The following is a 24953-nucleotide window of genomic DNA, read 5'->3' as shown; positions in this document are numbered from 1 at the left end:
TTCCTTTCAGCCAGGATTACATGGTCTCCCGTATCTGTTCTAATTCATACATAAAAATAGAAAGAATGGTCAGGCCTGCTGTTTCCGTTCTCAAAATACGTTTCCCTAATGTAATCGCCTGAAAACCTGCTTCTTGTATATCCTCTATCTCTTTTTCGTCAAAACCGCCTTCTGGTCCAATAAAAATACCAATTGATTTCTTCTGGCATGCTTTCTTAACCTGTTTTACTGTTGCAGCCATATTTTCAGCCTGCTCGTAAGGAACAATACAATACTCCAGTTCCTTGCCATACTGAACTGCTTCTTTAAAACTCATGACCGTGTGAATCTTTGGAATCATCCCTCTGCCTGACTGTTTTGCAGCAGAAGTTGCGATTCCCTGCCAGCGTTCCAGTTTCTTTCGTTCCTTTTTCTCATCTTCTATCTTTGCAACACAGCGTTTCATAGCAACCGGAATCACTTCGTGTACACCAAGTTCAACTGCCTTCTGTATAATCAGTTCCATCTTATCTTTCTTTGGAATTCCCTGAAATAAATACAGTTTTGCCGGAAGTTCTGATTCTGTATCATTGATCTGATTAATCTTTGCAGTTACTTCCTCTTTATTCAAAGATGCAATTTCACAATAATAATCTTTTCCCTCACGATCACAGATTACAACGTGTTCTCCTATATCCATACGTAAAACATTTTTGATATGGTTTACATCTGAACCAGTTATTTTTATTTCATTTTCACAAATTTGACTTTTTTCAACATAAAACCAGTGCATTTTACAACCGTACCTTTCAAAAGAATACTGATATCTTATCATTGAACCTTCAAAATGTCAATGAAACCACCTAGGGAGTTACTTACATTTCGCCTGGAAGGAGAACCAGTCCCCCATCTGTGTAATTTTCACGATTTCAAATCCATTTTGAATCAAAGCTGCTTCTACTTCATTTTTTTTGATATCAATAATGCCTGAGGAAATAAAGATTCCATCTTTCTTCATAAATTTTGATACGTGAGCGGATAACGGAATAATAACATCAGCTAAAATGTTTGCTACAACAACGTCATAGGCACCTAGGCCTACTTCTTTTTGCAATGCTCCATCATCCATAAGATTTCCTTCATATACTTCAAATTTGCCATCTTCGATTTGATTTACTGTGGCATTTTCTTTTGCAACTTTAACTGCAATTGGATCGATATCGGTACCTGCTGCATAGGCTGCCCCCAACTTAAGACCAATAATAGATAGAATCCCACTTCCACATCCGATATCCAACAGCTTTGTATCGCTATTAAGATATTCTTCCATTCCTTGAATCACTAATTTGGTTGTTTCGTGAGAACCTGTACCAAATGCAGTACCTGGATCGATTTCTACCACGGTATCTCCTTCTTTTACTTCCTCTAAAGTCTCCCAAGTTGGTTTAATTACGATATCCTCTGTTACACGGAAAGGTTTGAAATATGCTTTCCAGTTGTTAATCCAGTCTTCATCATCGGTCACTTCAAAAGATAACTTACGCTCTCCTAAATCTGTAAATTGGGCGAGTTCATCCAAACCTTCCTGAATTGCTTTTTCCATTTCATCTATATTGCGTTCCATATCTACATAGGAACTGATAACTGCCCTTCCATCATCTGCTCCTAAATCTGGTACGATATCAATAAACATGCTTTTCTTTTCCTCTTCGCTTAATGGTACATGATCTTCAATTTGAATTCCTTCGAATCCTAATTCATCAAATAAACAGCTTATTAAATCCACAGCCTCTGTGGTAGTAACTAAGGATACTTTTCTCCATTTCATATTTTCTTTCCTCTTTTCTTTCTACTTCCGTTTATGTTCTATATTGAGTATACCAATCCTGAATATAGGCAAACATTTTTTACACACAAAAACATAGGGTGTCAAAAGAGTTTTCTTTCAAACACCCTACGTTTTCTTCTAATAGCAAATGCTAAATAGCATTTGCTATTTAGCACTCTTTATTTTTTAAAGAATTTCTTTTTTCCTTTATGATCATGTTCACTATCCGTAGCAGACTGTGCTTCTGCTGTTACTCCTGTCAGTGATTCTTCAAATTTTCTCAGCAGATCTTTCTGTTCAGCAGATAATTTTGTTGGCACCTGTACTGCTAAAGTAACATAGTGGTCTCCACGTACTGCTTTATTCCGAAGCGTTGGAACACCTTTTCCACGCAAACGTACTTTTGTATTCGTCTGGGTACCAGGTTTCACTGTATAAATTACTTCGCCATCTATTGTCTTAATCTTCACGTCCCCACCAAGTGCGGCTGTTGCATAAGAAATAGGTGCTGTAGATATAATATCATATTCCTGACGAATAAACACTGGATCTCTGGATACTGCTACTTCTACTAATAAGTCTCCTCTTGGACCGCCATTTACACCTGGTTCTCCTTTTTCACGAATACGAATGCTCTGGCCATTATCAATACCTGCTGGAATAGAAACCTGAATCTTCTTACGTGAAGCAATATATCCAGAACCATGGCAGTCTGGACATTTTTCTTTTACTACTTTGCCTGTTCCATGACAATCCGGGCAAGGCTGCACATTTCTTACCATACCGAATAAAGACTGCTGGGTATATACAACCTGGCCTTTACCACCACATTTTGAACATGTCTCAGGAGATGTACCTGGTTTTGCACCTGTTCCATGACAATGGGAACATTCATCTTTTAAGTTTAATTCTAATTCTTTTTCTACACCAAAGCATGCTTCATGAAATGTAATACGGACACCGGCTCTTACATTGGCACCTTTTTGTGGACTGTTACTTGCTCTGCGGCTTGATCTTCCGCCACCAAATAAGTCACCAAAGATATCTCCGAAAATATCTCCCATATCAAAATCACTATAATTAAAACCGCCTGCACCGCCAGAACCTGTAAATGCTTCATGACCCATCTGGTCATACTGCCTTCTCTTATCTGCATCACTTAATACAGCGTATGCTTCTGATGCCTCTTTAAATTTCTCTTCACATTCTTTATCTCCAGGATGCATATCCGGATGATATTTTTTTGCAAGTACTCTATATGCTTTTTTTATCTCATCATCCGAAGCCTGCTTGGAAACCCCAAGGACTTCGTAATAATCTCTATTCTCCGCCATTTCTTCCACCTTCCTGCATCAGCAATTAGTCCCAATCTAATTGCACAAATAGGCCGTCAATTTTGACCGCCTATTTATTATACCGAAACTTTCAAAAAAATCAACTGTCCCCAGCCGATTTTTCTTTATAGCCATAACAACCATAAGCAAAGTGCTGCGCACAAATGCTTATGGTCAGTTCTTAAACGTCTATAAAACTCCTAATACTCTGATGGGTCGTTATCTTTAATTAAACTTCTTTGTAATCTCCATCTACAACATCATCTTGATATGAAGTGTCTGCAGACTGTCCTTGGCTCATGTCTGGACCAGCACCTTGAGCTGCTTGTGCCTGCTCATACATTTTCTGGAATAATGCTTGAGAACCCGTCATTAATTTTTCTTTAGCAGCTTTCATTTCTTCCACTTCAGCTTCTGTCATAGTTTCTGGATTTGATTTTTCTACTAACTCTTTTAAGCTATTTAAATCAGCTTCTACAGCTGCTTTTTCGCTAGCATCTACTTTATCGCCAACTTCCTGTAAAGCTTTTTCTGTCTGGAATACCATTGCATCCGCATCATTTCTTGTATCAACAGCTTCTTTACGCTTCTTATCCTGTGCTTCATATTCAGCAGCTTCTTTTACTGCTTTTTCGATGTCGTCATCAGACATGTTTGAACCAGAAGTAATTGTAATGTGCTGTTCTTTGCCTGTTCCTAAATCTTTAGCAGAAACATTTACGATACCATTTGCATCAATATCGAAAGTAACTTCGATTTGAGGAACACCTCTTCTTGCTGGTGGAATACCATCTAATCTGAATTGTCCAAGTGTTTTGTTGTCACGGGCAAATTGTCTTTCCCCTTGTACTACGTGGATATCAACTGCTGTCTGGTTATCTGCTGCAGTTGAGAATACCTGGCTCTTCTTTGTAGGAATTGTTGTATTTCTTGGAATTAATGTTGTTGCAACACCACCCATTGTTTCAATGGAAAGGGAAAGCGGAGTAACATCAAGCAAAAGGATGTCGCCTGCACCAGCATCTCCAGCTAATTTACCACCCTGAATAGAAGCACCTAAAGCTACACATTCATCTGGGTTAAGAGATTTAGAAGGCTCTTTTCCTGTTAATTGTTTTACTTTATCCTGAACAGCTGGAATTCTTGTAGAACCACCAACTAATAATACCTGACCTAATTCCGAAGCTGTTAAACCGGCATCTCTTAACGCATTCTGTACAGGTGTTGCTGTTCTTTCCACTAAATCATGTGTTAATTCATCGAATTTTGCACGTGTCAAGTTCATATCGAAATGTTTTGGTCCTTCAGCAGTTGCTGTAATGAAAGGAAGGTTAATATTTGTAGTTGTTGCAGAAGATAATTCTTTCTTTGCTTTTTCTGCAGCTTCTTTTAATCTCTGAAGTGCCATTTTATCTGCTGATAAATCAACACCTTCCTGTCTCTTGAATTCTTCAATCATGTAATTTGTAATCTTATTATCGAAATCGTCACCACCAAGTCTGTTATCACCAGATGTTGCTAATACTTCAATAACTCCATCACCGATTTCAATGATGGATACGTCGAATGTACCACCACCTAAATCGTAAACCATGATTTTCTGTTCATGTTCATTATCAAGACCATAAGCTAAAGCTGCTGCTGTTGGCTCGTTAATAATACGCTTTACATCTAAACCGGCAATTTTACCAGCATCTTTTGTTGCCTGTCTCTGAGCATCATTAAAGTAAGCTGGAACTGTAATTACTGCTTCCGTAACGGATTCACCAAGATAAGCTTCTGCATCAGATTTTAATTTCTGAAGGATCATAGCAGAAATTTCCTGTGGTGAATATTTTTTATCATCAATTGTTACTTTATAATCACTGCCCATGTGTCTCTTAATAGAAGAAATTGTTTTATCTGCATTCGTAACTGCCTGACGTTTCGCTGGATCTCCAACTAATCTTTCACCTGTTTTTGAAAATGCTACTACAGATGGAGTTGTACGGATACCTTCTGCGTTTGTAATAACGACTGGCTTGCCACCTTCCATAACTGCTACACAAGAGTTTGTTGTACCTAAATCAATACCAATAATTTTACTCATGTCTATACCTCCTATTTCTTTGCTCTATCATCTAATTTAATATCATCTATTCTAAAATTAATTAGCTACCTTAACCATACTGTGGCGAACTACAGATTCTTTATACATATAACCTTTTTGGAATTCTTCTGCAATGATATTTTCACCAAGTGAATCATCCTCAACATGCATTACTGCGTTATGAAGGCTTGGATCAAATTCTTTTCCTACTGTCTCAATTACTTTTACTCCAGCATCGTCAAGAACTGTAACAAACTGTTTGTAAATCTGTTCGATTCCCTGTGCGAAAGCACTGCCTTTTTCCTCCTCAGAAATGGAATCTAAGCCTCTTTCAAAATTATCAAGCACTGGAAGAATTTTTTCAATTATTGCTTTTGCACCAATTTCAAACATTGCACTCTTTTCTTTTTCAGAGCGTTTTCTAAAGTTATCAAATTCAGCGATAGTTCTCATTAATTTATCATTTAATTCCTGAGCTTTCTTATCACCCTTAGGTACATCCTCTTCCTCAGCTTTTTCTGCATCAGCTGTCTCTGCATCAGCTGTTTTTTCTTCTTCTCCTTCTGCTTGTGCATTCAGATTCTGCTGTTCTGTATCTAGGTTTTCCTGTCCTGCATCTTCTGCTGCAGTATCGTTTTCTTCCACTTTCGTTTTTTCCTTCTGCTTCAACTTATTTCCACCTTTCCTAATATATTGCTATTCATTCTTAAAAATATCATCTAGCTGGCTCATTAGCGACTGTAGTGTTCCTACAACTTTTTCATAATCCATTCGTTTTGGTCCAACAATTCCAATCTTTCCATATACTCCTTCTCCCACCTCATAAGTTGCGGTAACGACGGAACAGTCTTTCATGGATTTGACTGGGGTTTCATCTCCAATATAAACCTGAATGCCTCTTTGCTCTTCTGCATCCATCTTATCAGTGATTAATTCCGTAAGCTGTTTTTTCTCTTCAAACGTATATAACAGTTCAGTTGCTTTTTCCGTATCCCTTAGTTCTGGATATTTAAGAATATTGGTTGCACCACTGGTATAAATTTCAACATTCTCTTCTTCCCCAATTGCCTGAGCAATTGCTTCTAAAATTTTATTGATTAAATCACCATATGGTCCAGCCTGTTCTTTTATTTTTTGTATTAACGCAATATTTATTTCTGTTAAATCTAATCCTTGAAGGAAAGTATTTAAGATTATGTTTAATTTTAATACAATTTCTTTTTCTACAGGTTCTACTACATCTAAAATTCTGTTCTTTACAATATTGCCTTCGATAACAATGACAGCCAATATGTGATTTTCGTCCACTTCCGTAAGCTGAATAAACTTCACAGTACGATGTTTATACTGAGGTTTTGAAACCATTGTCGCATAATTGGTATTAACCGCTAAAACCTTCGCAACCTGTTTTAACATGGTTTCAAGCTTATCTGTCCTGTCTATCAGAATTTCCTTCATTTCATTCAGCTCCTGAACTTTTTCGCCCATAAGCTGATCTACATAAAAGCGGTATCCTTTGTCAGAAGGAATTCTGCCTGCTGATGTATGAGGCTGTATAATAAATCCCATATCCTCTAAGTCTGACATTTCATTGCGAATTGTGGCAGAACTTAAATTTAAGTCAGTATATTTTGAAATCGTTCTCGAACCAACTGGTTCTCCTGTATCCAAATAGGTTTTGATGATAGCCTGCAGAATCTTTTTCTTTCTATCATCTAAGTTCATCTTGTCACACCCTTCTAAACCTTCTTCTGACTTTCTCATTCTGTTTAATTGTTAGCACTCATCAAGCAAGAGTGCTAATATCTTTATAGATAAAATACCACTATAAAAAACCTTTGTCAAGTAATTTTATTAATTTTCTAAGCAAAAAATACAGAAGCCATTTCTTACTGCTTTTCAGAAATCCTGTTAATCAGACAGAAACAATGTAAATACTTCATTGCTTACATCAATCCCCTTCTCTGTTAACCAAAGCAGATCTTTTTCTTCTTCCATAAGTCCAAGTTCTTTTATCTTTCGTAACACGCTCTCATATTTTGATTCCATTGTCACCCCAAATCGTTTTTGAAACTCTGATTTACTAACACCTTTCATCATGCGAAGTCCCAAAATCATAAACTCTTCCATTTCACTTTGCCAGTTAAGAGCTTCTTCTAAATTGCAAACACTTTTATTTCTAGAAAGCTTCTCCAAATAGCATTCCATCTTTTCCTCGTTTCGATACCTTTTTTTCTGAATTAACGAAGACGCTCCTAAACCAATTCCTAAATAGTCAATTCCAGTCCAGTAAGTAATGTTATGCCGGCTTTCATATCCTGGTTTTGCATAATTTGAAATTTCATATCTATAATAACCTGCTTGTTCTAAAAGTTCCTTTGTTTTCTGGTACATAAGCCGGTCTAATCCTTCTTCTGGTAATTCTTTTTTCCCTTTTCCACTTCCATACAATTTGTAAAATTCCGTTCCTTCTTCTACTATTAAGCTATAAGCGGAAATATGCTCTGGTCTAAGTGAAATAACTTTTTTTAAGGTGGTCTCCCACTTTTGCAAGGTCTGGCTGGGCAGTCCCGACATTAAATCCACATTAATATTATTAAAACCAGCTTTTCGTGCAAGTTTATATCCTTCCAAAAATTCTTCATACGTATGGATTCTGCCTAAGTTTTTTAATTCTTCATTATCTGCAGACTGAAGCCCCATACTGATACGGCTAATTTTTAAATCTAGATATGTTTTCAATTTTTCTTCGGTTAAAGTCCCTGGGTTCGACTCAATCGTCACTTCTCCATCAGCCATCATTCTGTCTCCTGCCAGTTCCCATAACCCAGCCATCACTCTTGTAATTTGTGATGATGTTAATATAGAAGGAGTTCCACCACCTAAAAAGATACTTCTTATCCGATATTCTTTTACAAGTTCTCTGCACTGTTCCATCTGTTTTTGCATCATATCAATATATTGGTCTATCTGTTCTAAATATTCTGGCCCAGATAAAAAATCACAATACCTGCATTTGCGGGCACAAAATGGTATGTGTACATAAATTGCAAGTTCTTTCATAAAAACCTCCTTAAAACACCAAAAGCAAAGGGAGGCCTAAACGCCTCCCTGCAATTATTCGTCATCTAATTTCAATACACTCATAAATGCTTTCTGTGGAATTTCTACATTTCCAACCTGCCGCATCCTCTTCTTGCCTTCTTTCTGTTTTTCAAGAAGTTTCTTCTTACGGGAAATATCTCCGCCATAACATTTTGCCAATACATCTTTACGCATAGCTTTTACTGTTTCACGGGCAATGATTTTACTTCCAATTGCCGCCTGAATCGGAATTTCAAATAATTGCCTTGGTATCTCCTCTTTCAGTTTCTCGCACATCTTTCTTCCACGTTCATAGGCTGTACTTGCATGTACAATAAAGGACAAGGCATCCACTTCTTCTTTATTAATTAAAATGTCCAGTTTTACAAGTTCAGACCTTTCGTAACCTTTTAATTCATAATCAAAAGACGCATAACCTCTGGAACGAGATTTTAAAGCATCAAAGAAATCATAAATAATTTCATTTAATGGCAATTCATATTTTAAAAGTGCCCTTGTCTGTTCCATATATTCCATTCCAAGATACACGCCCCGCCTTTCTTGGCATAAGGTCATAATAGAACCTACAAACTCCGTTGTAACCATAATTTCCGCACTTACAACCGGTTCTTCCATGTAGTCGATTTCAGACGGTTCTGGCAAATTGGATGGATTTGTAATTTCCAAAACTTCTCCATCTGTTTTATATACTTTATATACTACGCCTGGCGCGGTTGTCACAATATCCAAGTTGTATTCACGTTCCAGACGTTCCTGAATAATTTCCAGGTGCAGTAATCCTAAGAATCCACATCGGAAACCAAATCCCAGAGCGATACTAGTTTCTGGTTCAAATTGCAATGCAGCATCGTTTAGCTGCAGCTTCTCAAGGGCATCCCTTAAATCACCATATTTGGAACCATCCGCTGGATACATGCCACAGTAAACCATAGGATTTACCTGCTTATATCCTGGAAGTGCCTGTCCGCAAGGATTATTGGCATCCGTTACAGTATCACCAACCCGGGTATCTTTCACATTTTTTAAGCTGGCTGTAATATAACCAACCATACCTGCCGAAAGCTCGTCACAAGGAATAAACTGGCCGGCCCCAAAAATACCAACTTCCACAACTTCTGCCTGTGCCTGAGTTGCTATCATTTTCATTAAGGTACCTTTCTTTACGCTGCCATCAAAGATACGGCAAAAAATAATAACTCCTTTATACGGATCATAAACAGAATCAAAAATCAGTGCTTTTAATGGTGCACTTACATCTCCTGATGGAGCCGGTATTTTGGCTACAATCTGCTCTAATACATCTTCAATATGAATCCCCTGTTTCGCTGAAATCAAAGGGGCATCTTCTGCATCCAGCCCAATGACATCTTCAATTTCTGCTTTCACACGATCTGGTTCAGCACTTGGCAAATCAATTTTATTAATAACTGGCATAATTTCAAGATCATGGTCTAATGCCAGATAACAGTTTGCTAATGTCTGTGCTTCAATCCCCTGAGCAGCATCTACAATCAGAATCGCCCCTTCGCAAGCTGCAAGGCTTCTTGAAACCTCATAATTAAAATCGACGTGCCCCGGAGTATCAATCAGGTTAAAAATATACTCCTGCCCATCTTTTGCCTTATAGACGATACGCACAGTCTGTGCTTTTATGGTAATTCCACGTTCTCTTTCTAATTCCATATTGTCAAGAATCTGCGCCTGCATTTCCCTGCTGGTAAGAAGACCCGTTTTTTCAATAATACGATCTGCCAATGTTGATTTTCCATGATCGATATGCGCCACAATACAGAAATTTCTTATTTTACTTTGTTCAATCGCTGACATTTGTACCTCTTTCTATCCATTCATTTTATCTGTAAACTTGTTAGACAAGCTTCTTTTCATATTTTTTTCAAATTTCATTGTCTGTAATTATAGCATAGTCCTTTTATTCGTTCAATACTTCGTTTAAAACGTCTGCCAAAGGCTTCATTGCATTTTTTGCTTCCTCCACTGTATTTTTTTCTGTTCCCATTTCAATCAGCAAGGATTTATCACGCAAATGCATATTATACCGAAAACTTTTTAAATAATTCTTTGTCGTAAGAGTCGGATATAATTCCATTGCTTTCATCTTCATTTTCAGACTAAAGGCTAAATTTTTCTGTAGTCTCGGATTAGGAATGTCTGCTCTATCTGCTCCAGTTGCTCTACGGCTTAATCCATTAAAAAATTTAAAAACTGCCGTCGGTTTGCCATCTATGATAGTTGTTTTCTTAGAACCATCATTTGAGGCATCTCGATGCAGGTCTATCACAACTTCAATAGAAGGATACTTTTTAAGTATTTTCGTAATCCCCTTTCTTGCTTTGTCGTATGCCTTATTTCGATTTAGCCGGCCATTTACTACATCATAGGATGTTTCATCATGAATGACATTATAGCCGTACTCCTCCGTTAAATATTTTGCCAAAGCAGTTCCTGCTCCAACTACAGAATCCTTTTTTGTACCGTCACTATCAATAAATTCTTCCGATGCATGTGTATGATAGATTAAAATCTGTGGTTTCTCCGAATCCGTTTTCATAGTACAGTCCGTTTTCAACAGGTTTTCCACTTGAAATACTTTCTGGTCAATGCTAGTGCTGGAATCTACTATGTAAAAATTATTTATTAAAAACTGCAGACTTTTCGTTGATTTTAACTGTTCCAGTTTTTTTTGGTTCATTGCAAGTTCCTGTGAATAAAGTGCCTGTTTTCTGCTCTGTTCAAAATAACTTTCTCCGTAAATACTGCCGACTTCTGTTGATTCATTATTTTCTTCTAATGCACGATCCACTATAATGGTGTGATCTAAAATACTTGCTTCTTTTACATTTTCTTTCTCAGCTTCAATAGAAAGTTCCTCAACTAGATCTAGTAAGGTTGCCTTCTTTTTACCCAGATTATGTTGAAGGAAGCCAAGTTCCCACGAGACAAAGGACCTTTTTCCTGTTGCCTGATACAGGCCATATTCTAAGCCAGGTGCATAATTTTGTATGTGCTGAAGGCTTAGAGTGGTGCAGAAGGTACCCATTGTATGGTTCCAAATCTTTCTTGTATCTTTTAACTGTTCTTTATTTCCCATAAAAGAAACAAGTATAGCAGTGATAGTGAGGCCAAGCACCGCAAAAAGCATTTTAGATATTCGTTTTTTTCCTCTATGTCTATAAACTGTTCCTGTTTCCACACTATCACCACCCCAAAAATCACTTTATATAATTTATTCTTTTATAAAAAAAATATAACTTTAACTAATAAGACAACCACAAAAACATTGATTCAAAGCTTCGGATATGGTATAGCTTATCTGTTTTATAGATTCGTCAATACTTTTTGGTGTAACAAACATGCTTCGCATTGCAGTATCATTGGTTTCCTGAATAAACATGGCAATTTCTTTTTCAGAAAATCCTTGTTTAGCAAGACAATTTTCCAAATGATCCGATACTATCGTAAGTGCATCCACGACAGTTGGCACTCCAAGTGCAATAACCTCTATACCAAGGCTCTCTTTATTCAGTGCTTTTCTGTTATTACCTACTCCTGCACCTGGATTAATTCCTGTATTGGTTATCTGTATGGTCCGGTTTAAACGTTCTACACTTCTGGCTGCCAATGCATCAATGGCAATTACAAGGTCTGGTTTTGTTTCAGAAATAATTCCTGCCAGAATCTCTCCGCTTTCCATTCCAGTCTGTCCCATTACCCCAGGAGAAATCGCACTGACGGATTCCATCTGGTGTTTTTCCTTAAACTCATCGCCAAATTCACGAATCAGATGCCTTGTAACAAACAGATTATCTACCACTTGTGGTCCCAATGCATCTGGTGTAACCTCCCGATTGCCAAGGCCAACAATAAGAACGGATTTATTCTCCAGCCCACCCGCCAGCTTTTTAACATATTTGGCAACTTCATTGGATAGAGGACGATGATAAGTTTCATCATCCTCATTTAACCTGGGAGCTTCTATGGTAATATAAGTTCCCATAGGTTTTCCCATAGCAGTTTCGCCGTGTTTATCCTTAATCTCCAAAGTAGTTACCATAATATCTTTGTCTTCCACTTCTTCTTTTGTTAAAATGACACCTTTTATCTCTACATCATCCTCTGGAAAACTTTCACGTACTTCTAATGCTAAATCTGTACGTCTGCCATACAGTGTCTTTGCCTCATTTAAAGTCGCATCTTCCTGTTTCTTTTTCTCTTTCATCTAGGTCACCTTTCTACTATTTTGTATTTAGGATAACCAGATTAAAAAGAATATAGTCTTTTAGTTTTTCTCAATATGAACTTTTGTTCCACCAAGTCCAGCAATACTTGGCGTTACAAGTAATTTAATCGGAACCCTATTTTTCACAGATTCTACATGACTGATAATTCCAACCGTTAAATGCTTATTCTGGATTCTCTCTAATGAACTCATAACTACTTCTAGCAATTCGCTATCAAGGGTGCCGAATCCTTCATCTAAAAAAAACAGTTCTAGCGGAGCGGTTCCCTTTAACTGCACCTGCTCAGAAAGTGCTAGGGAAAGTGCTAGGGAAACTAAAAAGGTTTCTCCTCCCGAAAGAGTAAATGCATCACGTTTTACCCCACCATTTTTATAGTCACAAATCATAAACTTTCCATTCGGATCCAGTTCCAAACCATAATTTCCATTAGAAATATCATGTAACCTGTGGCTTGCAGCAACGGAAATATATTTTAGCTTGGAATAAGCAACATATTCCACAAACTTTTTGCCCCGGAATAACTGCATCAGATCTGCCATTAAACTCTCCTGATGCTCTAACTCTTTCTTCTTATATAAAATATCTTTCAATTTATTCCAGTCATCAAGCATTCGCTGATAGATATGCTGCTGATTGTTTAATGCTAATTTCACTTTTTCAAAGGCATTTTCGTGTTCTTGTTTCTGTTTTCCGAGAAGCTCCCATTCTTCTCTTTTTATGCTTCTTTCCCCTAACTGTTCTTCAATCTGAACCAGAACACCATTGTTTTCCTTATATAAAGTTTCAAACTGCTCAATTTTATCTTGCTTTCTCTTTTGCTGGTCTTCTGTCAATTTACCAGCTATACAAGCTTCTTCAGAGGAAAACTGTTCAGCTTCCAGCTGTTCAATGACTTTTTTCCCCTCTTCCTCTATCTGCTTTTTCTGTAAGGAAACTGCAGAATTTAATTCTAAAAATTCTTGATGCAGAACCAAATATTTATTTACAGTCTGTTCTCTTAGTTCCTCTGTTTTTTCATATTGTTCTTCCATATTTTTTTGTTCCTTGCAAATTAAGTCCAGTGCTTCCTGCAGATTCGTTTCCTCAATGGTTACCTTATCGTAATGTCCTATACAGGAAAGAAACTTGGTTTTCAGCAGTTCCATACGTTTCACAGCTGTCTTCTGGTTTTCTTTAAGAACAGCAAGTTCCGTACTTAACAAAGTTTTCGTTTCTCTGCATATGTCAAGCTCTTTTCGTTTCTTTTCCGTGGCATTATTTCCATTCTGCAGGCTGCTTTTTATATTTTCAAGGCTTTCATCACATTTATGAAGTTTCTCTGCCGCTGCCTCAAAGGATGAAAAAGATACCTTTTCCAGCAATTCATTTAAGCTTTTCTCTAAGCTTTCATACTCTGTTTTTTCCTTGGCAATAGAACTCTCCTTCTCAGAATACAGCTCCTTTGCCAGCTTATACGCTTCTTTTTCTGGCACATACTTAGACAATGCTTTCTTTTTTTGTTCGAATTCTGCTACTGAGTAACGCTTTGCATCCCTTTCCAAAAGTTCCTTTTTAGACAGAATTTCCAATAATTCCTTCTCTGTACTCTCCATATTATTTTTTATATGAAATTCCTGTCTCTCCAGCTCTTGAAACCTCTGTTCTGCAGCTGCAAATGCTTCCTGTACATCCTGCATCTGTTTCTCATTTACCTGATGAAGTTCTTTCACTTCATGATGAACCGAACCACACACAGGACAAGCTGCCCCCTCCCGCAAATCCATTCTCAAACGATACGCTATTGCTTCTATCTCAAGCTGTTCTTTTTCCTTTTTTCGTGCATTAAAATTCTGCTCTGCCTGTTCTGTTTCTTTCGTTATTATAGCTAGCTGTTCTTTCCAGCCAGCATATTCTGTTTCTTTCTTCTTTTGATTCCATAAGCACTCTTCAAATGCTCTCTTATTCTCTTCCAATTTCAATAATTCAATTTCATATTGTGAAAGCATCTGCTCATCTGGTTCTGTTAAAAAAACAAGTATCTGATTCAATTGGTTCAAGAGCTTTTCTTTTTCCTTTTTATTCGTCTGAAGCTTTTCTAACTCTTTCTGCCCTCTTGCTAACTGTCCACGAAGCAATTTGACCTGCTGTTCCAGCCCAATCCCTTTTTGTATCTGCTGTCTTGTCTGTAATGGTATTTCAAAAGCCTTCTGCATTTCCTGAAGTTTTTCAAGTGTAACCATATTTTCTTGAATTTTTTCTACTAGCTCCACCTCTTCTGCTGCTGTACTCTGATAAACAGCTTCTTTCTTTTTTGTTTCATCAGAAAGAGATTCCTTTTGGTCCATTAATTGCAAATACTCTTCTTGATACCCAATAGCCTCACGGTAAGCCTGTATCTTTTCGCATAATAAAGGCAGTTCCTTTTCTCTTCTTTCCTTCCAGTTAAAAAACTCATGTTCAATACGGTTTTTCTGCTCCTCCATATCATCACGCTTAATTTTTTTACGTTCCAGCATTATCTCTTTTTCTGCCATATCTTTTTTAGCCGAAATCAATGCTTCAATGTATGGATATACTTTATCCGCTCTTTTGGAAATTTCTAACTGTTTTCGAAGCATCTCTATTGTTTCTCTTTCTTCTTCTAACTTAGCCTTTCTTGAAAGATGTTTTTCTTTTTCAAGCTGCAGCTCCCAAAGTTTTTTCCCCATATCATATGTTTTCAGAGTTTCTTCAAATTGCTGTCTTTTTTCTGAAAATACTGCCGTAAGCTGTTCCATTTCATCCTTCTTATTCTTTATGCTTTCTTCTGTCAGTTCTTCATATGCTTTTAACTGTCCTTCTATATTAGAACGGCTGTGGCTAATCTCATCACTCTTTTCTTTCAGTTTACGATTTAGTCCATCCCCGTAAGGCTGTAAACGAAATAACCGTTCTAGCATTTCACTTCTTTTTCTTCCTTCAAGCTTTAAGAATTCACTAAACCGTCCTTGCGGAAGTACGACTGTCCTTTGAAAGTCATCTGCTTTTAATCCAATTATGTCAATACATAACTGATTGATTTCCGTCACTTTATCTGCTAAAATAACTGGTTCACTCCCTGTAATATCACTTAACCTGCATTTTCCAGTTTTATAACCTTCTCTATTCCCATCCTGTCTAAATTCACGTTCCACACGGTAGCGTTTTGGAGTATGCCCACTGATCTGAAATTCCAATACAACACTGGCACTTTTACAGTTCATGTTCACAAAATTCTTGCTCTTCCTTGCAATTTCTCCATACAATGCCAGTGTAATACCATCTAAAATTGTAGTTTTTCCACTTCCAGTAGGACCAAAAATTCCGAAAAGTCCAGACTCCATCAATCTGGAAAAATCTATTGCCTGTTCTTCAATAAAACTATTCAGTCCTTTGATTTTCAGCAGTAACGGCCTCATCTTCTTCCTCCTGTTCTATAATGGAAAATAACATTTTAACTAACTCTTCTTCTGGTTCTGCCCCCCGTTCCCGTTTATAGAAATCCAGAAATAATTCCTGAAATGATTTTTCTCTTTCTTCCTGTCCATCATACTCTTGTCCATCTTGGCCAGGTAAAACAGGTGTAATCTCCAGAATATCTTTCTTCCATGATTTTAATTCTTTGATTTGTTCTTCCGTGATATAAGAATCCGTCCGAATCTCTAAATAAACCCAGCAGTCCCGATCCGTATTTTTCTGGCATTTTTCTCGTGCAGCCAGAAAACTGCTGCATTTCCATACTTCAATAGGCTTATACACCTGCAATGGTATTTCTGTAATTTCAACAGATTTTCCTACAGAAACATCTACTTTAAGTACCTTTTTCTCATACGGAACTTCTTTTCTGTTAAAATGAATGGGAGAACCTGAATACCTTGCTCTTTTTCCTGTTCCAGGCACCGTCTGCATACGGTGTATATGTCCTAATGCAATATACTGTGCTGTTTTTGGAAAACAGCTTCCATCCACTAAATAACTTCCACCTAAAGCCAAACTTCGCTCTGATCCAGTTTCTTCTACCCCGCTTGCAAAAATATGAGCCATTACCAGATTAATGGTATCCTCACGGAATTTCACTTCTAATTGTCCAAATAATTCTTTGATACGTTCCTTGTATGACTGCTGCTTTTCCTCTTCTTCTGCCATAGTATCGTACAAAAATTCATTTAATCGTTTTTCACTTGGGAAAGGGACCAGCAGAATTACAGCCCTTTCCCCATGTACTTCCACTTCTACATAGCCTTCTCCTGAAGCAATTACTCTATGCTGTCCATATGTTCCTTCCGGAACAACCGTTTTGGGCGTTCCCGCCATAATAATTCCATGCTCCATTGCCAAAGGTCTGGCAGCTGTCAAACGTTCTGGGCTATCATGATTTCCTGCAATTACAACAATCAGCCTTTCCCCATCTTTTGAAATATTCTTTAGCGTATCATAAAACAGCTGCTCTGCTTTCGCTGGTGGATTCCCACTATCGTAAATATCTCCTGTAATAAAAACTACATCTATTTCATTCTCTTCTGCTATACGTGTAAAATCATTTAAAAACTGTTCTTGTTCTGGCAGCCTGCTTTGTCCTTCTAGGTTTTTTCCCAGATGCCAGTCACTGGAATGTAATATTTTCATAATGCACCTCTTTCATTTCCTAAGTATAGCATGAGTAAAAATTGAATGAAATAAAAATCTGTCTCTTTAATGAGTTCCTCCTGCGAAATACTCTTTTCCTGCTCCTTTTCTTAAATCATATAAAAAGCAGTCTCCATCTTGAAAGGTCCATCTCACCCCATCCGAATCCTTCTTTTCATAGAAAAATCCCTCATTATGCCACATATTGCAGTATCCAGATCTTGCATTCTCTTGATTCACATAACTTAAGAATCTTTTCTCATTTTTTATGGTGACAATGTCAAACTGTACCATTAGATATCCTCTTTTTAGCCAGAAGTCTTCTCTCATGTTAAAACTTCCATAATTCTGTTCCATCTTATCTAAATCTAAGTCCTTTGGCACAACATAAGTCTGGCTTGGCAGATAATACTCCCCATACCATTTTTGTTTCGATTTTGCTACTTCTTTTTCCTCTACCCAGTCTGGTATTTTTCCATTTGGCGTATAATTCTTTCCCGTATAGGTTCGAAAAGCAGCAGAAAGCAGCAAATGATGAAACGTAAACATTGGACTAAGCTGATATAACAGTTCATTTTCTGTCTTTCCTGTCAATCTTTCTTTTTCCTCAATTTCCTCTTTAGGTACTGACAGATATGGATTTCCCAGATATCTGTTCTTGATATTTTGTAAATCCAGTTCACTCCCCACTTTTACAAATGCGTGCTTTTTTTCTTCAATTGTCTCCATATAATACACATCTGCTTCCTGCCGCTGCCTCCTGTCCCCTTCTGGCACAAAATAGAAACTTGGCTTTATTTGTACATATTCTTGTTTTCCTATTGTCTCTAAGGTAAATCGAAATGTATAGCCTGTTGATGTAATTCCTGCTTGGCTGTCTGTAGGATGGCTGCCTTTCACAAGCGGAACCGTAAACACCCTCCTGTCACTTCTTCGTAATCCATTCTGATTCTTGTCCCCAGTAAAATAACGAAATCCTGAATGTACCAAAGAATCTTTTTTTCGAAAAACAGAATGCCATAAGGGATAATCCGAAATATCTGTAAGCTGAAAACCATATAGCCTTCCTGAAACTTCCACAGCAATCTGACAAGTAGCAACATAATTATCAAGTTGAAGATTAGCAAGTTCTTCTTCCTTATCCTCTCCATGATTAGCACAAGTTGAAATCGACCGTGCACGGCACTCAATTGTATATTTTCCTTCTCTTACCCAAATTGGCAAATAGAATTCTTCGCTATAACCTGTTATCGTAATCCATGAATCAGCACGATAACAGCTTTGTCCCCGGTATACATCAAACGGAAACCGGACCTGTCGTTCTTCTATAAACTTTCCATAATCTCTTAACCCATATCCTCTAATGGGTAAATGCTCACCTTCTGTTGGCATAAATACTTCAAACTTCCTATCTAACACCAGAGAAGTTCTTGTTCTGTCTGGCTCAAGCATCTGATTATGAGCCCTGTCATCCGAAATGCTAGCATCACAGACTGTCGGAGTATGCACTCTCACATCTGTAAACTCTTCTATTCCGAGAAAAATGGTTTCCTGAGTTACCTCCCCAATCTTCTTCCATATCTGATAGGTAATGATTCCTGACGTTTCGTAAATATCATTGGCGGTCTCTTTTGGAATTATCACTCCTGATTTATACAGCGTGTTTTCACCAATTTCAGAACTGCCATCATATTTTCTTGGTTTCTCCGTCTTTTCTTCCTCCCAGCTATCACTTGAAATTCGGACACCTCCAAGTTCAACTCCATCATTTCGAACTTTAATCTTTCCTATTTTATCCTCTCCAAGAGTTTCAAAATTCTCCACAGGAAGTTCCGGGCACGTATTTCCACCATCTATTGTTTCGCTAGGCAGTGTTACATGTTCTGTATAAGATGGATCTTTTACATGTTCTAGTGCTGACTGGTACTTTTGAATATTAAGTTCTGGTACTATATATTCTTTTGGTGTTAATACTACACTTCCATCTGGCAAAGCATCATTTTTTATAATTGCATCTCTAATAATATAAAACTCAAGTCCTGTAAGATTCCAATAGGAATACCTTCGTTTCACCTTAACTGTTTTTGTAATGGTCTTTGTCTGATTCATTGGTTTGTATACAACATCCATATCTGCATTATAGGTCAACTCTGTCCATTGCAAATGATATGTTTTGGTAAAGGTAATTTCATATTCTTTTGTTCCTACTTGATTTTCATATTTGTAACCCAACAGATAATTTTTTGAAAAGACATTTAGATATAAAGATTCCGCTGCAGGTATTCCTGCTTCCACATCATAGACTGGTGAACCTCTGTTATCGGCGGCTATTATGCCTTTTGGCAGAGGCTCATCCCATTCAGATTCTACGCTTTGTTCAGATTCTACTTTAGGTTCTTTCAGCAGTTTCATAATCGCAACAAATTGCACTCCACCGATCTGCTGGTTAATCTTACGATTCTGAACTTTGTACAAACTATCTCCCTTTAAGGTGCTTGCACCATACCCTGAGATTGCTTTTTGTGTTAAATAGCTGCGAATATAGCTTTTATACAGAACGTACTTTTTTCCTTGGTATATTTTTTGTTCCGCCAAAGAAACCGAAATACTCGTTCCTGGTTTCTCCCACTTTGTTAATGGATATGTACTAGTTTCGATAATGTCACCTGCTGAAGTTTTATATTGAATACTTATAGGTTCATCTGCTGCCTTATATATTACCTTCACATCAAAGCGATCTCGAAAATCATCTGGATTCGCCCATGATTCTGCCGACATAATATCTGGCAAACTGTATTTTTTTCCTCCATAATCTTTTCCGTTGTGAGTAACTTGAAAGATCCCGTGCAGGTATAGAATATCATCATGCTGTAAGTCATCCATTCCTGCCCTAATTAATGCACGACTTACAACAGATTGAGGAATTGTGAAGGTAACTTCGACTCCAATGTCGCTTACTCGCTCTTTCTTCCATTCATCATTTAGCAACACTACTGCATGCCGTAATTTTAAAGGATAACCACCATTAGAGTATTTTCCTGTTAAACATCGTTCTCTTGTTATTGTAAATCCAATTGTCTTCCATCTGACTCCTGAAGTTGCTTTTGTATCTGCTGTTTCAAAATAAATCATACCATTCTTTATTACAGCGACATTTTCTGCCTTGACACAATTCTTACTTAGAAATAAAACTAAAATACATAAAACCCAAACATATTTCTTTATTTTTATCCTTATTCCCCTTTCTTTACGCATGTAACAGACTATTATTTATAACCGAAAAATCTTCTCCATAACTATTCCCATTAAATGATCCTAGTGCAATATCAAAACACTGTTCCATCCATTTCTCTTCCCTCATAAATTTCACATCTGATTTATCACAATAGATTAAATCTCTTCCTTTTCCTTCCCCACTAACCACTTTATACCGCACATAAACCCTAACATAATCCAGCCCGCTATTATACAATGTAGACGGTTCCACTGTTACCCTAGACGTTTTCACTACTACCTTATTTTTCTTTGCCTTCTGCACATAAGCTTTAATATCATCTGTCCGGCTCTTATTCGTCTGTGCATCATCAAATACATAATATGTCTTACGCAACTGATGAATCCATGTAGTATTTATAGTACGGTAATCCACATTAAAACGCAGTTTCATATTCGTTTCTACTTTTTTGCACCAGTCCAGCAAGTATTGTTTTTTTACAGTTTCCATAGTAATTCCGTTATAAAATGTCATAGAGCCAACTTGGGCTGGACTAGCAAAATCTTGCAAAGGCACTGGTTTTTTGTGGTACTTCGTCTTCTGATACTCAAAAGATTTCTCATAAAAAGAATTCGGGTAAGCCGTTAAAATATAAGGGTAACTTTTTGCATTGGAAGGCAGTTTTGTTTCACGGATCAGTTGCCCGTCTGGGCTCATCTTCTTCCGTTTATTTTGCTTTTGTAATCGTTTTATATATGTCTTAGCTTCAGTTAATGAGACTTTTTCTGTCCCCCTAAACTTTCTGCTTTGTATATAATACCCATTGTGATACCCTACCATAATTCCTTTACAAAACATTTTAATAACCGATGCTCTCGATGACTTTTTCATTGAATTCAAATCCGAAATACGGTGCAATTCAAGCACATTCTTATACATTTCCTTATCGTATACAGGCCCATTCATTTTCACATCCATCCTGTTTAAATAAACAGCTGCACGTTCCTTGGTAAGACTATTGGATAGACACCCCTTTTCCGTTTTCTTTATTATCTTTTTCTTAACCGCCTCATTAACAATAGATGAAACAGAATCTTCCTCCTTACAAAACTTCATATTCGTCATAAGAAGTACGATGAATTTCCGTTCTGTAATTGTACTTTCTCCTCTCACAATATTCATTTTCACCTGTCCCATAAAAACGCAGCAGACAAGCATTAAAAGTAATACCTTCTTTTTCATTTTCCTCTCCTCATAATAATTATTTTTGGTGTAAACACAGACTTTGCTAATAGAACATTAGAATTTTACCAGAACTTTTACAGACCATAATATTTGTTTTAAACTAGAAATAACATGGAAGTGTATAGAAATAATACCATATAAAGCCACAAATATCAAGATCAGAAATCAAAACTTCAAAAGCTTAGCTAAACGCTTTTCAACCCTGTAAAAGCCTTCCCTTTGCATGATTGAAAAAGCAAGTAACTAAGCTTCCCTTTTGACTAATATTTCGCTAAATTTCGATATTTGCTTGGCGTTGTACCAACAACCTTTGTAAATTTATTGATAAAATAATCTACGTTATTGTATCCTACCAATTCCGAAATCTTATAAACCTTTTCATTTGATCCAAGCAATAATTCTTTTGCCTTTTCGATTCGAACACAATTTAAATAATCCTTGAAATATATCCCATATTTCTTTTTAAATAATTGTCCTAAATACGCACTGTTAATAAAATATTTATCACTTAATTCTTTTAAACTTAAATTTTCCTTGTAATTCTTCTGTATCTCATCTTCTATTCTCGATAGAAGTTCTACATCTCCTTCCCCGCCTTCACTTGCCTTTACATCAAGAGCTTCTAAGTATGAATGCAGGATTTCTGATATCGTGGCCACATCACACCCTTTATACCATTTTAAATTGTAAGAAAATGCCAAATTTGTCCGTACTTTTATCTTCTCTACAAAAGCTTCCTTATCCTTGCACAAATACGATTCCACCAGCTGGTCTGACAAAATAATTCCCAGTTCAAACACCTGTTTCTTATCTACATTACACAAAATGTTTCCTTTAAATTTTCCCAGCGCACCTGTAAGATACTCATACAGTTCCCAAAAGTTTTCCGTCTGTTCCTCTGCCGAAAGTTCCTTAAAAGATTCATCCTGATTATCTAATTCTATATAAAGGTAGGAAAAATTCGATTGCCCGCTAAACAGCTTTTCCAGTCCCCTTGCAACTTTCTCATTTTTACGTCCTGTCAAAGTTTCCATTAAGTAATGTGCACCTACAATAGATGCAGTATCCTTTCTTGCCTGTTCCGCCTTTAATTGTTTTTCCAATTCATGGCCGATTTCCGTTAAGACCTTTACAAGCTGATCCGGATCTAAAGGCTTAAGCAGATAATGGCTTATATTGTACTTTAATGCTTCCTGAGCATAAGTAAATTCACTAAATCCACTTAACAAAACAATCCTTACTCTTTTTGAAATGCTGCTTCGTATCTTAGCCGATACCTCTAGGCCATTCATCCCAGGCATCCGAATATCCATGAATATTAAATCAAATTTATTCTTTTTAAGCAATTCTATCGCTTCGATTCCATTTTTTGCTTCCCCTGCAATATGAAACCCGTAGGTCTCCCAATCTACGACAACCTTCAGTCCTTGACGAACAAACGGTTCATCATCTACAATTAAAACCTGATACATGATTACATCCCCCTGTTTTCTTGAGATTCACGTTCGATACATATTTCGATTCGTGTTCCTTCATCAACAACACTCGTTATGGTAAAATTCAATCTGTCCCCAAAATGCATTCTTAGCCGCATGACTGCATTTAATACTCCTGTACTTTTTGAGCGATATAGCATGTTTACATCTACTACTTCTATCTTTTTTCTTAACTTATCTAATGTGTCCTCATCCATTCCACATCCTGTATCCTTAACAATAATGATGACTTTGTTTTCTTTTCCATGAGCCGTAACACTAACATCACCACTTTCTAAACTTTCCTCAATTCCATGAACACAAGCATTTTCAACAAATGAAACAAGCGTGAGCTTTGGAATCATAAAATCCTTTGCTGAATCCTCTACCTTCACTTCATAAGCAATTTTTTCCGCAAAACGATACTTCTGTATGATAAGGTATTTTTCAACAAAAGCAAGCTCATCTTTGATAGATACAACATCCTTATCCCATTTCGACATCTGGCGAAGCAATACAGAAAGACAGCGCACTATGTCTGCTGTTTCTTTTTCTCCTTTTAACAAACTCCGCATGCAGATACATTCTAACGTATTATACATAAAATGCGGATTTACCTGAGTATTTAGTGCATTCAGTTCTGCCTGTTTTTTTGTTGCCTCCAGTGCATGTTTTTCATCGTTTTTTTCTACAATTGTATCAATCAGTGCCTGTATTTTATCAACACATCCATTATAATGGCAGATAAGCTGACTGATTTCATCTGTAAAAGAATCTTCTTCTATCTTTTCTAACTGTTCACTATTTAATCCCTCAAAGTGTTCATCCAGCACATTTAACCTCCGGATAATTGACTTCACAACGGAATTAATCGCTAGTACTGGCAAAAGCAGATTGATACACAACATAATAAATACAAGTTCCTTGGAAGAGAACAAAGTATTTAAAAATGTCTCTTGACTGCTTACAGCGTATATCTTCCACTCTTCTCCTGCCAAAGGTACCCTCTTTGACAACACTATTTTTTCCCGGTGAATCTGCTCCACAACAGGATACCTATTTTCATTATCCTTAAAAATCTTTGAATTACTAGCAAAAACAATTCTGCTTCTGTTACATATGTACAAACTAGATTTTGTCTGTTCTCTCAAAATACTATGGTTTATCTGGTTATAATTCAAATCCAGTAACAAGACAGCTTCTCTTCCATTGGCAAGGCTAATTTTTCTTGCAAGAGAAATAGTACCTGCATGCGGGTTAATGGCACTCCCTGCATTTCTTGAAATATCTTCAAAAAAATAGACATTCGACTTCTGTCTCTTATAATTCTGATACCACCAGTTTTTTCTTTCTACATCATCCAACTGCTTTATATGGCTGTTCTCTTCAATGGTGTCATTCTCTACATAAATTGTAATGTTGGAAATTTCTTTGATGAATTTATAATAGTCTAATATAGATTTGTCCTTAATATCTTCATAAAACATTCGATACTCTTCTTCTGATGTGTAATCCATGTTCAAAAATTCCGTCAAGAGCGGGTCATTCACGATATTTCTAGAAAGATAGGAAACTTGTTCTATCACCCCGCTAAACTCATTTAACGTCCTCTCAACAGAATTTTCCATTTGAATTTTTGCCTCTCTTACCTGATAGGCTTTGATGTTAATTAGGACAATGGAATCAACAACAATCACTGGTATAACAATTGCGATAAGATAGAGCATAACAAACTTCTGTTTCAGTTTCATATTCTTCGTAAAGCAAGAAAAAACATCATTCATCTGTTTCAATCTACTCAT

16 protein-coding genes are annotated in these 24953 nt (G+C 36.8%); all 16 read right to left on the bottom strand.

Features of this window, described 5'->3' with window-relative positions; genetic code table 11:
• Positions 1–16: 16 nt before the first annotated feature.
• The 16 genes from BMY85_RS03615 to BMY85_RS03540 all read right to left on the bottom strand — a co-directional run bounded on the left by BMY85_RS03615 (position 17) and on the right by BMY85_RS03540 (position 24953).
• Positions 17–772 carry a 16S rRNA (uracil(1498)-N(3))-methyltransferase gene (locus BMY85_RS03615; protein ID WP_092476806.1) on the bottom strand — a complete coding sequence of 252 codons (756 nt, stop codon included), beginning with the start codon at positions 770–772 and terminating at the stop codon, positions 17–19.
• A gap of 78 nt (positions 773–850) precedes the next feature.
• Complete coding sequence (gene prmA / locus BMY85_RS03610) at positions 851–1807, bottom strand: 50S ribosomal protein L11 methyltransferase (RefSeq protein ID WP_092476567.1); 957 nt, start codon at positions 1805–1807, stop codon at positions 851–853.
• Positions 1808–1986: 179 nt separating this feature from the next.
• Positions 1987–3141, bottom strand: coding sequence for a molecular chaperone DnaJ (gene dnaJ / locus BMY85_RS03605; RefSeq protein ID WP_092476565.1), 1155 nt, complete (start codon positions 3139–3141; stop codon positions 1987–1989).
• 229 nt (positions 3142–3370) lie between these two features.
• A complete protein-coding gene (dnaK, locus tag BMY85_RS03600) occupies positions 3371–5230 on the bottom strand; it encodes a molecular chaperone DnaK (protein ID WP_092476562.1) in 1860 nt (619 codons plus the stop codon).
• A gap of 57 nt (positions 5231–5287) precedes the next feature.
• Positions 5288–5899 carry a nucleotide exchange factor GrpE gene (gene grpE / locus BMY85_RS03595; RefSeq protein WP_177180607.1) on the bottom strand — a complete coding sequence of 204 codons (612 nt, stop codon included), beginning with the start codon at positions 5897–5899 and terminating at the stop codon, positions 5288–5290.
• 27 nt (positions 5900–5926) lie between these two features.
• Positions 5927–6994, bottom strand: coding sequence for a heat-inducible transcriptional repressor HrcA (hrcA, locus tag BMY85_RS03590; RefSeq protein WP_242939662.1), 1068 nt, complete (start codon positions 6992–6994; stop codon positions 5927–5929).
• Positions 6995–7141: 147 nt separating this feature from the next.
• Positions 7142–8293: a radical SAM family heme chaperone HemW gene (gene hemW / locus BMY85_RS03585; RefSeq protein WP_092476556.1), complete on the bottom strand. Its 1152-nt coding sequence runs from the start codon at positions 8291–8293 to the stop codon at positions 7142–7144.
• A gap of 54 nt (positions 8294–8347) precedes the next feature.
• Positions 8348–10162 carry a translation elongation factor 4 gene (gene lepA, locus BMY85_RS03580; RefSeq protein ID WP_092476554.1) on the bottom strand — a complete coding sequence of 605 codons (1815 nt, stop codon included), beginning with the start codon at positions 10160–10162 and terminating at the stop codon, positions 8348–8350.
• Positions 10163–10265: 103 nt separating this feature from the next.
• On the bottom strand, positions 10266–11546 hold the full coding sequence (gene spoIIP / locus BMY85_RS03575; RefSeq protein WP_092476552.1) for a stage II sporulation protein P: 1281 nt from the start codon (positions 11544–11546) through the stop codon (positions 10266–10268).
• A gap of 60 nt (positions 11547–11606) precedes the next feature.
• Positions 11607–12572: a GPR endopeptidase gene (gene gpr / locus BMY85_RS03570; RefSeq protein ID WP_177180606.1), complete on the bottom strand. Its 966-nt coding sequence runs from the start codon at positions 12570–12572 to the stop codon at positions 11607–11609.
• 60 nt (positions 12573–12632) lie between these two features.
• The gene (locus BMY85_RS03565; protein ID WP_092476550.1) at positions 12633–16010 is read right to left on the bottom strand and encodes an SbcC/MukB-like Walker B domain-containing protein; all 3378 of its coding nucleotides are present in this window, start codon (positions 16008–16010) and stop codon (positions 12633–12635) included.
• Entirely contained in the window at positions 15973–17217 is a 1245-nt protein-coding gene (locus BMY85_RS03560; RefSeq protein ID WP_092476548.1) for an exonuclease SbcCD subunit D, read from the bottom strand. The genes BMY85_RS03565 and BMY85_RS03560 overlap by 38 nt, the downstream gene beginning before the upstream one ends.
• 66 nt (positions 17218–17283) lie before the next feature.
• Positions 17284–20349, bottom strand: coding sequence for a DUF5704 domain-containing protein (locus BMY85_RS03555; RefSeq protein ID WP_143066312.1), 3066 nt, complete (start codon positions 20347–20349; stop codon positions 17284–17286).
• A 115-nt stretch (positions 20350–20464) separates the two neighbouring features.
• A complete protein-coding gene (locus BMY85_RS03550; protein WP_092476544.1) occupies positions 20465–21673 on the bottom strand; it encodes a hypothetical protein in 1209 nt (402 codons plus the stop codon).
• Positions 21674–21936: 263 nt separating this feature from the next.
• Positions 21937–23148 (bottom strand): response regulator transcription factor, encoded by a 1212-nt coding sequence (locus BMY85_RS03545; RefSeq protein ID WP_092476543.1) that lies wholly within the window; start codon positions 23146–23148, stop codon positions 21937–21939.
• Positions 23149–23150: 2 nt separating this feature from the next.
• The gene (locus BMY85_RS03540) at positions 23151–24953 is read right to left on the bottom strand and encodes a sensor histidine kinase (RefSeq protein ID WP_092476541.1); all 1803 of its coding nucleotides are present in this window, start codon (positions 24951–24953) and stop codon (positions 23151–23153) included.

Source organism: [Clostridium] polysaccharolyticum (assembly GCF_900111595.1).
GTDB lineage: Bacteria > Bacillota > Clostridia > Lachnospirales > Lachnospiraceae > Clostridium_AI > Clostridium_AI polysaccharolyticum.
Note: the sequence above shows the minus strand (reverse complement) of the source record. Positions and strands in the feature narration are given on the sequence as shown.